At 71.1% G+C, this 9596-nt stretch carries 7 protein-coding genes, 1 tRNA gene and 4 pseudogenes; 9 read left to right on the top strand and 3 right to left on the bottom strand.

The window, feature by feature from the left end; all coding sequences use genetic code 11:
• The first annotated feature begins 440 nt into the window (after positions 1-440).
• The 5 genes and pseudogenes from BJF83_RS30015 to der all read left to right on the top strand — a co-directional run bounded on the left by BJF83_RS30015 (position 441) and on the right by der (position 5223).
• Complete coding sequence (locus tag BJF83_RS30015; protein ID WP_262391826.1) at positions 441-1169, top strand: pseudouridine synthase; 729 nt, start codon at positions 441-443, stop codon at positions 1167-1169.
• Positions 1170-1271: 102 nt separating this feature from the next.
• Entirely contained in the window at positions 1272-1634 is a 363-nt protein-coding gene (gene aroH / locus BJF83_RS23985; RefSeq protein WP_075928103.1) for a chorismate mutase, read from the top strand.
• Between the two features lie 70 nt (positions 1635-1704).
• Positions 1705-2849, top strand: a pseudogene (locus BJF83_RS23980) (prephenate dehydrogenase).
• Between the two features lie 96 nt (positions 2850-2945).
• A pseudogene (cmk, locus tag BJF83_RS23975) lies at positions 2946-3640 on the top strand ((d)CMP kinase).
• A gap of 144 nt (positions 3641-3784) precedes the next feature.
• Positions 3785-5223, top strand: a pseudogene (der, locus tag BJF83_RS23970) (ribosome biogenesis GTPase Der).
• A gap of 60 nt (positions 5224-5283) precedes the next feature.
• Here the strand turns inward: der and BJF83_RS23965 are convergent.
• Positions 5284-6724: pseudogene (locus BJF83_RS23965) on the bottom strand (MFS transporter).
• A gap of 138 nt (positions 6725-6862) precedes the next feature.
• Between BJF83_RS23965 and BJF83_RS23960 the strand changes: the two are divergent.
• Complete coding sequence (locus tag BJF83_RS23960) at positions 6863-7360, top strand: DUF523 domain-containing protein (RefSeq protein WP_075928102.1); 498 nt, start codon at positions 6863-6865, stop codon at positions 7358-7360.
• A 196-nt stretch (positions 7361-7556) separates the two neighbouring features.
• Positions 7557-7630 (top strand) — tRNA-Pro (locus tag BJF83_RS23955).
• A 155-nt stretch (positions 7631-7785) separates the two neighbouring features.
• Here the strand turns inward: BJF83_RS23955 and BJF83_RS23950 are convergent.
• Entirely contained in the window at positions 7786-7974 is a 189-nt protein-coding gene (locus BJF83_RS23950; protein ID WP_075928101.1) for a DUF397 domain-containing protein, read from the bottom strand.
• Positions 7949-8782 (bottom strand): helix-turn-helix transcriptional regulator, encoded by an 834-nt coding sequence (locus tag BJF83_RS23945; protein ID WP_075928100.1) that lies wholly within the window; start codon positions 8780-8782, stop codon positions 7949-7951. Before BJF83_RS23945 ends, BJF83_RS23950 begins: the two co-directional genes overlap by 26 nt.
• Positions 8783-8957: 175 nt before the next feature.
• Here BJF83_RS23945 and BJF83_RS23940 point away from each other — a divergent pair, with 175 nt between their 5' ends.
• Entirely contained in the window at positions 8958-9254 is a 297-nt protein-coding gene (locus BJF83_RS23940) for a hypothetical protein (RefSeq protein WP_075928099.1), read from the top strand.
• Positions 9251-9517: a hypothetical protein gene (locus BJF83_RS23935; RefSeq protein WP_075928098.1), complete on the top strand. Its 267-nt coding sequence runs from the start codon at positions 9251-9253 to the stop codon at positions 9515-9517. The genes BJF83_RS23940 and BJF83_RS23935 overlap by 4 nt, the downstream gene beginning before the upstream one ends.
• Positions 9518-9596 lie beyond the last annotated feature (79 nt).

Below are 9596 nucleotides of genomic sequence, written 5' to 3'. Positions count from 1 at the left end.
CGGCGTGATGACCGGGGCCGTGGCGGCTACGGCGGCCGGGAACGGCGTGATGACCGGGGCCGTGGCGGCCTCCGGGGGTCGCGTGAGGACCGGGGTTCGCGTGCGGGACGGAGCTTCGGCGACCGTGACCAGGGTGGGTTCCGCGGCTCCCGTGACGACCGTGGCCCGCGTGAACACGGCGGTCGCCGCGACGACCGGGGTGCGCGTGCGGGACGGGGCTTCGGCGACCGTGACCGCCAGGACGTCCGTCGCGCTTCCTCCGGCGGCGGCGACCGCCGTCCGGGCGCGGGCGCGAGGGGCGGGGTCCGGCGTCGCCGGGCGGCGTCAAGAGCGAGTCGCAGCTGTCCAAGGCCGCGCGTGAGCGGCTGGCGGCCCTGCGCGCCGACTACGACCCCAAGGACGAGGACCGCCCCGCCGAGGGCCGCGACAGCTACACCGACGTGCCCGACGGCATCCGCCTCCAGAAGGCGCTCGCCGCGGCCGGTGTGGCCAGCCGCCGCGCCAGCGAGGAGATGATCGCGGCCGGCCGGGTCAGCGTCGACGGTCAGGTCGTCCGCCGGTTCGGCGCCCGGGTCGACCCCGAGTCCTCGGAGATCCGCGTCGACGGCATGCGCGTCGTCACGGCCCCCGACAAGCTGTACTTCGCGCTCAACAAGCCGCGCGGCGTGGTCAGCACCATGTGGGACCCTGAGGGTCGGCCGACCCTGGCCGACTACACCGGTCAGACCGACGAGCGCATCTTCCACGTGGGCCGACTGGACACCGAGACCGAGGGTCTGATCCTGCTCACCAACGACGGCGAGCTCGCCAACCGGCTCACGCACCCGCGCTACAAGGTCGTCAAGACCTACATCGCCAAGGTGCCGGGCCCGGTCCCGCACAGCGTGGTCCGGGAGATCCGCGGCGGGGTGGAGCTGGAGGACGGCCCGGTCGAGGTCGACTCCTTCCGGGTCGTCGACAACGACGCCCCCAGAGCCATGGTGGAGATCCGCCTGCACGAGGGGCGCAAGCACATCGTCCGCCGACTGATGGAGGCCGTCGGCCACCCGGTCGCGGACCTGGCGCGCACCCAGGTCGGCCCGATCGACCTCAACGCCCTGAAACTGGGCACGATGCGGGCGCTGACCTCGCGTGAGGTGAGCGAACTCTACGAGGCCGCCGGCCTGTAGATACAGTTGACGGCGGTCGCCGCCCCGGTTCCGTACCGGGCGGCGGCCGCCGTCTCCGTGTCCGGGGGCGGCCCCGGGTACGACGACGAGGCGGGAACGAACGTGGCGGTACGGGCCATCCGTGGTGCGGTGCAGGTCGACGCGGACGAACGCGATCAGGTGGTGGAGGCCACAGCGGAGCTGGTCTCCGAGGTGATGCGGCGCAACGGGCTGGAGCCCGACGACGTCATCAGCGTGTTGTTCACCGCCACGCCTGACCTGACCAGCGAGTTCCCGGCGCTGGCCGCGCGTCGGATCGGTTTCTCCGACGTTCCGCTCATGTGCGCCGCCGAGATCGACGTGCCGCACGCCCTCCCCCGCGTGGTCCGGCTGATGGCCCACGTGGCGACCGACCGTCCGCGCTCGCACATCCAGCACGTCTACCTGCGCGGGGCCCAGGCGCTGCGCCTGGACATCGCGCAGTAGACGTCACGTCGCCCCGGCGCCGGGGTCGTAGTCTGGATGAAGGCGGGCATTGGTGGAGGAGCGCACGGACGTGGACGACAGCAGGGGTGCGGGCGCGGACGCACGGCACCGGCCGCGGGTGCACCGGGCGACGGTGATCGGCGCCGGCCTCATCGGGACGTCGATAGCGCTGGCACTGCGCGCGCGCGACGTGGACGTCACCCTGTCCGACCCGGACGCCGCCTCCCTGCGCCTGGCCTGTGACCTGGGCGCGGGCCGCCCGCTGGACGAGTCGGACGCACGGCCCGCCGACGTCGCGGTGATCGCCGCTCCCCCCGCCGTCATCCCGGCGTCCTGCGCGACGCCCAGGACCGGGGGTTGGCGCACGTGTACACCGACGCCGCGAGCGTGAAGGCGAGCGTGGTGGCCGGGGCGGACCGCCTGGGCTGCGACATGGCCACCTTCGTGCCCGGCCACCCCATGGGCGGACGCGAGAAGCACGGTCCCGGCGCGGCCCGCGCCGACCTCTTCCTGGGCCGCTCGTGGGCGCTGTGCCCCACCGGGAAGGCGGACGCCGAGAACGTCGCCACCGTCGCCGAGGTGGCGCGGTTGTGCGGCGCCGACCCCTGGTGCTCGACGCCGCCGCACACGACCGCGCCGTCGCACTGGTGTCGCACGCCCCGCACGTGGCCTCCTCCGCGGCGGCGGCCCGCCTCCTGGACGCGGACGAGATTGCCCTCACCCTGGCCGGGCAGGTGTCCGCGACGTCACCCGGGTGGCCGGGGGAGACCCGGCCATGTGGACCGAGATCCTCACCCACAACGCCGCCCCGGTCGCCGAGGTCCTGACGGACATGGCGGCGGACCTGGCCGCGACGGCGGACGCCCTGCGCGTGCTCGGCCAGCGTCGGACGGTTCGTCCAAGGCGCCGCTCGCGCCGGTCCGCGACGTCCTGATCCGGGGACGCCGCGGACAGGGGCGCATTCCGGGCAAACACGGCGAGGTGCGGCGGCCCTCCTACACGGTGGTGCCGGTGGTCATCCCGGACGAGCCGGGCGCGCTGGGCCGCCTGTTCGCCGCGGCGGCCGAGGCGGGGGTCAACATCGAGGACGTGCGGATCGAGCACACGCCGGGGCTGCCGCTCGGTGTGTGCCAGGTGTACGTGCTGCCCGAGGCGGAGGGCACGCTCGCGCGGGCGCTGGCGGGCGGGGGATGGTCGGTCCATCCGGGTCTGTGATCCGGGCCCCGGGCGTCGGTGGGCGTACCGGACCGCGTGCGCGCGCGGGTACGCTGGGGCGTCGGCACAAGTGAACGTACGCGGGAGTCGGGTCCAGTGAGCGCGCAGGGCAGTACCGAAGGCATCGTCGTCGCGATCGACGGTCCCTCCGGGTCGGGAAAGTCGAGCACGTCGAAGGGCGTGGCCAAGGCGCGCGACCTGCGGTACCTCGACACGGGCGCATGTACCGGGCACTGACCTGGTGGATGCTGGACAACGGCGTGGACGTGCACGACGCCGCCGCCGTGGCCGCGTCCGTGGAGCGTCCGGTGATCACGATGGGCACCGACCCCTCGGCCCCCACCGTGACCGTGGACGGCCGTGACGTGGCCGCCGAGATCCGGGGCAAGGACGTGACCGCGAACGTCTCGGCCGTGTCCGCCGTCCCCGAGGCGCGTGACCTGCTGGTGCGCACCCAGCGGGAGATCATCGCGGCGGCCAGGGCCGAGAGCGCGGGCATCGTCGTGGAGGGCCGTGACATCACGACGGTCGTCGCGCCGGACGCCCTCGTCCAGCTCTTCCTGACCGCCAGCGCCGAGGCTCGCGCCCATCGCCGCAGCAGGGAGGTCCGCAGCGGCGACGTCGCCGGGACCCAGGCCGACCTGGCCCGGCGGGACCGGTTGGACTCCAGCCGGGCGCACTCGCCGCTGACGCGGACCGACTCGGCGACCGAGCTCGACACCACCGGGCTGACCCTGGACGAGGTCATCGCCCTGGTCGTCAAGCTGGTGGACCAGGCACGGGACCGGTAGGTCCGCCGACACCGACCCACGGGCGCCGGAGGTGCCCGTTCCATCACGTCCGACTCCGCGCCCCCGGGCCGGGGCGGGCGGCCATGTCGAGTCCTCGCGGCACGCGTCCTGGGCGCGCGGGGACTCCAGTACCGGGAGCAGCAGATGACAGACTTCGACGTCTCCGATGTCGGCTACGAGGGCGAGGAGGGCGTGGAGACCGCCCCCGTGCCCGTGGTCGCCGTGGTCGGCCGCCCCAACGTGGGCAAGTCCAGCCTGGTCAACCGTATCCTCGGCCGCCGTGAGGCCGTCGTGGAGGACGTTCCGGGCGTGACCCGCGACCGGGTCGCCTACGACGCCGAGTGGCAGAACACCAGGTTCACGCTGGTCGACACCGGCGGCTGGGAGACCAGCGTGAGCGGTCTGGCCGCCATGGTCGCCCGGCAGGCCGAGTACGCGGCGCAGACCGCGGACGTGATCCTGTTCGTCGTCGACGCGACCGTGGGCATCACCGACGCCGACGCCGCCGTCACACGGGCCTGCGAAGCACCAAGCGCCCCGTCGTGCTCGCCGCCAACAAGGTGGACGGCGGGATGCAGGAGGCGGACGCGCTGGCGCTGTGGAACCTGGGCGTCGGTGAGCCGTACCCGATCAGCGCCCTGCACGGGCGGGGCACCGGCGACCTGTTGGACGCGGTCGTGGCCGCCCTCCCCGATCAGCCCGAGGGCGAGGCCGGGACCGACGACGAAGGGGGTCCGCGCCGGATCGCGCTGCTGGGGCGCCCCAACGTGGGCAAGTCCAGTCTGCTCAACCGGTTGGCCGACGAGGACCGGGTGGTCGTGGACTCGGTGGCCGGGACCACGCGCGACGCGGTCGACGAGCTCATCGAACTCGGCGGCCAGACCTGGAAGTTCATCGACACCGCCGGTATCCGCCGCCGGTTCCGTGCCCTCCAGGGCGCCGACTACTACGCGACGATGCGCACCGGGACCGCGCTGGAGCGCGCCGAAGTCGCCGTCGTGCTGATGGACGTCAGCGAACCCCTGGCCGAGCAGGACATCCGGGTGGTGGAGCAGGTCGTGGAGGCCGGGCGCGGCCTGGTGTTGGCGTTCAACAAATGGGACGTCCTCGACGAGGAGCGCCGCGTCTACCTGGAGAAGGAGATCGACCGCCAGCTGTCGCGGGTCTCCTGGGCGCCTCGGGTGAACATCTCGGCCAAGACCGGTCGCCACATGGAGAAGCTGGTGCCGGCGATCGAGACGAGCCTGAGCGGCTGGGAGCAGCGGATCCCGACCGGTCAGCTCAACAACTGGCTCAAGGAGCTGGTGGCGGCCACCCCGCCGCCGGTGCGCGGCGGCAAGCAGCCCAAGATCCTGTTCGGGACCCAGGCGGGCGCGCGTCCGCCGCACTTCATCCTCTTCACGACCGGGTTCCTGGAGGACAACTACCGGCGCTTCATCGAGCGGCGCCTGCGGGAGGACTTCGGGTTCGAGGGGTCGCCGGTGCACATCAGCATGCGCATCCGCGAGAAGAAGAACGGGGCGGTGGGGCGCGCCTCCAAGGGCAGCGTGCGTCCGGACCGCAAGCCGCGCGGTCGGCGCTAGACCGTGTCCGTGCGCGGGGGCCGTCCGATCCGGGCGGCCCCCGCACCGTGTCCGCCCCCGTCAGGCCAGCCGGTGCACGATGCTCGGGGCGGCCAGCGCGGTGTCACCCGTCGGCCGGGAACGGGGCGGGTTCGGTCCCTCGGCGGGGCGGCGCGGCGGCACGGGGATGGCCGGGGCCCCCGGCAGGGGCCGGTTCGTGCTCTCCCGCATCCGCCACACCACCACGATCCCCACCACGCCGGCGCACATCACCGGCCACGCGGGTGCGTAGCGATCGCCGGTGACGTCGACCAGCGCCTCTGACACCAGCGGTGTCGTGCCGCCGAACAGCGCGACCGACACGTTGAAGCTGATCGCCAGCGCCCCGTAGCGGACGCTGGTGGGGAAGAACGCCGGCAGGGTGGCGGGCGCGGTGCCGGAGAAGTGGACCAGGGTGACGGCCAGCAGCACCACGCCGACGGCGATCGGCACCAGGCCCTCCCGCTGCATCAGCCAGAACGCCGGAAGGGGCAGGGCGAGCGAGCACAGGCATCCGGACAGCAGGACGGGACGGCGTCCGACGCGGTCGCTGAGACGGCCGAACACGGTGACCGTGCACAGCATGAGCACCATCGCCGCCAGGGTCATGACGAGACCGGGGGCGGTGCCGATCCCGAGTTCGGTGTCGAGGTAGGTCGGCAGGTAGGCGGTGACCGTGTAGTTGTTGACGTTGAACACCATCACCAGACCCGCGCACAGCACCATGGCGCGCCACTGGTCGACGACGGTCGCGCGGAACTGGCCCGTGCGACGCGCTCCGTGGGCGTCGCGGCCGAATCCGCCGGTGTTGTGGGTGAAGACGGGGGTGTCGTCGAGGCGCAGGCGCAGGTAGAGGCCGGTGGCGCCCAGGGGGAGGGCGAGCAGGAAGGGGATGCGCCAGCCCCAGGCGAGCATGGTGTCGGAGCCGAGGGAGAGGGTGAGGGCGGTGACGGCGGCCGCGCCGCCCACGTACCCGCTGACCGTGCCGAACTCCAGCCAGGAGGCCAGGAACCCGCGGCGGCGGTCGGGCGCGTACTCGGAGATGAAGGTCGTGGCTCCGCCGTATTCGCCGCCGGTGGAGAAGCCCTGGAGCATGCGGGCGGTCAGCAGAAGCACGGGCGCGGCGACGCCGATGTCGGAGACGGAGGGGATGAGACCGATCGAGAGAGTGCTCACCGCCATGAGCAGCATGGTGACGGCGAGGACGTGCCTGCGGCCGATCCGGTCGCCGAGCGGCCCGAAGAACATCCCGCCGAGTGGACGGACGAGGAAGGCCGCGGCGAACGTGGTGAAGGCGGCGACGAGCTGCACGCCCGGACTGCGACGGGTAGAAGACCGCGCCGATCGTGACGGCGAGGTAGCTGTAGACGCCGAAGTCGTACCACTCGGTCGCGTTGCCGATCGCGGCCGCGGCGACGGCCCTGCGGGTCGTCCGGTGGTCGGTGGACAGCGTCGGTCGGCGGGCGTCCTGCTCGTCGGTCACGATCCCTCCCCATGCTGTGCTCCTCCGAGTATCACCGAAGGTGTCGCTCTGAATACTCACCGACGTCTCCGGGTGTGCCAGGCGCGGTGTGCGCCGGGGACCCGGGCGGTACCGTGACGGGAGGAGTGGAGGGGGAACATGCGCCGGGTGCTGATCAGTTCGTGTCTGGTGGGCCGCGAGGTCCGCTACGACGGGCGCGCCAAGACCGTCGTGGACGAGGTGCTCGTGCGCTGGCGTGAGGAGGGGCGGCTGGTCCCGCACTGCCCCGAGGTCGCGGGAGGGCTGCCGGTCCCGAGGCCGCCCGCCGAGATCGAGTCCGGGGCGACCGCCGCCGACGTGCTCGCGGGCGCCGCGCGCATCCTCACTCCCGAGGGCGGGGACGTGACCGAGGCGTTCGTCGCGGGCGCGCGTTCGGCCCTGGCCACCGCCCGCGCGCGCGACGTGGCGGTGGCGGTGCTCAAGGAGGGCAGTCCGTCCTGTGGCGGTCGCGTGGTCTACGACGGGACCTTCACCGGGCGGCGGGTCCCGGGCGAGGGTGTCACCGCGCGGCTGTTGCGCGACCACGGCGTCGCGGTGTTCGGCGAGGACGACCTCGCCCGTGCGCGCGACTACCTGGACGGACTGGACGAGGCCTGACGCCGCGCCCCTTCGTGTCCGCGACCGCGGGAACGCCCCGAGCCGCGCGGGGCGCCTGGGTCGGCGGGTGCGGTTCCCGTTGCCGGGGCGACCCGGATCGCCTGCCTGGCGTCCACGGCGTGGTGCGAGCCGCGCGGGAAGTACGGTAGGGTTTCACGCGTTGGCGGTGCCGGAGACGGCATCGCGGCCAACGGTACGGGACGTAGCGCAGTTTGGCAGCGCACTTGACTGGGGGTCAAGGGGTCGTGGGTTCAAATCCCGCCGTCCCGACGGAGAAGTAGCAGGTCAGAGAGAGGTTCGCCTGGTGGCGGGCCTCTTTCTTCGTCTCCGGTGGGGTCGGGCCCTGCCGCCAGAAGCGACAAGGCCCGTAAGAGATCGGTTGTGGTCACGCCATCGGTGGCGTGGTGCTCGGGGAGGTAGCGGCCTTACTCGGCTGCACCCTTGAGGGCGGTGAGGAGGGCTCCCCACTCCAGCGGGGAGGTTTCGACACGGCCCAGAGCACGGTTCTGTGTGTCCCGGAGGGCGGCACCGTCAGAGGTTCGCTTGGCCTCCACGCAGTGGCCGCCGTTTCCTCCGCTGTAGGAAGACTTACGCCATTCCTTGGTGAGTTCCATCGTGGAACTCCTTCCTAATCGTGCGTAGACGCTCCAAGGAGACCTCTGGCGACCAGGCTACTCCGAGCAGTTCACCGAAAAGCTCGTGAGCTTCCTCGACCTCCGGACCGTGGTACATGCTGCCCGACAGGGCGTTCTCCAGGTACAGGGCGTCCGGCTGGCCGTTGAAGGACATCAGGACGAGCATGCCGGTGTGGCCGGGGTGGAAGCCGGTCTTCAAGGGGACGATCTGCAACCCCAGCCTATGGGATTCCACCAGTTCGATCAGTTTGTCTAGCTGCTCCACCATGACCTCCACCCCTCCGGTGGGAGTCAAGAGGACGGCTTCATTGACGATGCTATGGACCTTGGGCGGATCAGGCCTGTCCCAGATCCGCTGACGTCGCATCCGCCCTTCGACGATCTCTTCCACCGCCTCCGGTGGAGCAAAGCGGTTGGAGGCCCTGGCCAGGGACCGTGCGTAGGCCCTGGTCTGGAGCAACCCTGAGATGACCAGGGGATGGAACTCACGGATGCGCGTCGCGGCCGGTTCCGCCTTCACCAACTCGGAGAGGAAGCTGGGGTAGGACTCCCGGTTGCTCAGCTTCACCCACAGTTCGATGAGCTTGCCGTCCGCACCGAGGTAGTCATCGATGAGGTTGACCTTGTCCCGGCTGGGCCAGTGGGTTCCGCCCTCAAAGCCGCTGATCAGAGTGCCTGTTGCTTGGATCCTGGAAGCCACTTGAGCCTGTGTCCTGCTGGCGGAGTTTCGGTACTTCTTCAGCTCCGTTCCCCACTTCTTGGCGTGCGGCTTCACCTTCTTCTTCACCGATCGATCACCTTTCACAACCTGTCCATAACCTAAGTGCACACAGATTTACCAGTGTTGGGAGGCTGGGTGATATTGCTTCCCAGATAGAAGTGCGTTCCCCAAGCTGGAATCACCGGCGAACTTAACCCAGGACACCCGAATGGGTTCCGTGATAACCAGGGAGAAACCACTCATGTCGGAAACGAGGGAAGCGGCCAAGCGTCTGTGCCGCTGGGCGGATGAGAGCGGCCTGAAGGCGTTGCCGCACCCCGGTCAGGTGGTCGAGTTGAAGAAGGGCAAGCAGAGCCAGCACGTCCGTCTGTCCCGGGCGGAGGGCGGTTGGTTCTGGTTCTGGCTCTGGGAGCCGTTCCGTACCGAGCAGGACGTGTGGGAGACGGAGAAGGGTCTGCCCATGGGGCAGGAACGGGACATGGCGCGCCGGGTACTGGCGGTGCTGGAGATCGCCGAGGCGGGGGAGAAGGTGTCGTGACCTCGCACGAGCTCCTTCGCTACCTCGCGGAGGTCACGCCGGAGGTAGCCGACGCCCTCGCGGAGACCGAAGGGGTCGAGAGGGTCACTCATCGGCAGGTTCTGTGCTCGGCGGTCGGGCTGCTCAACCTCAAGAAGCGGGGCACGCTCTTCTTCGCCATCGGGGGTGCGGTGCTCATCCGTCCCGGCCACAAGATGATCACCTTCTCAGAGCTGCGGAGGGACGATCTGCCCAAGCGTTATCTGTCAGCTTCTCGGCCCTGAAGGACCGAGCTTGCGGTCGAACACCTGACTGGCAGCCAGGAACGTCCACCGCGTCTTACCCCGATCCTAGAATCCGGGT

Origin of the sequence: Nocardiopsis sp. CNR-923 (assembly GCF_001942255.1) — a bacterium.
Lineage (GTDB): Bacteria > Actinomycetota > Actinomycetes > Streptosporangiales > Streptosporangiaceae > Nocardiopsis.
Note: the sequence above shows the minus strand (reverse complement) of the source record. Positions and strands in the feature narration are given on the sequence as shown.

Coding starts and splice junctions, on each gene's coding strand:
- BJF83_RS23960 (WP_075928102.1), top strand. CDS start 6,863: ATGCGCCGGGTGCTGATCAGTTCGTGTCTGGTGGGCCGCGAGGTCCGC.
- BJF83_RS23950 (WP_075928101.1), bottom strand. CDS start 7,974: ATGGAACTCACCAAGGAATGGCGTAAGTCTTCCTACAGCGGAGGAAAC.
- BJF83_RS23940 (WP_075928099.1), top strand. CDS start 8,958: ATGTCGGAAACGAGGGAAGCGGCCAAGCGTCTGTGCCGCTGGGCGGAT.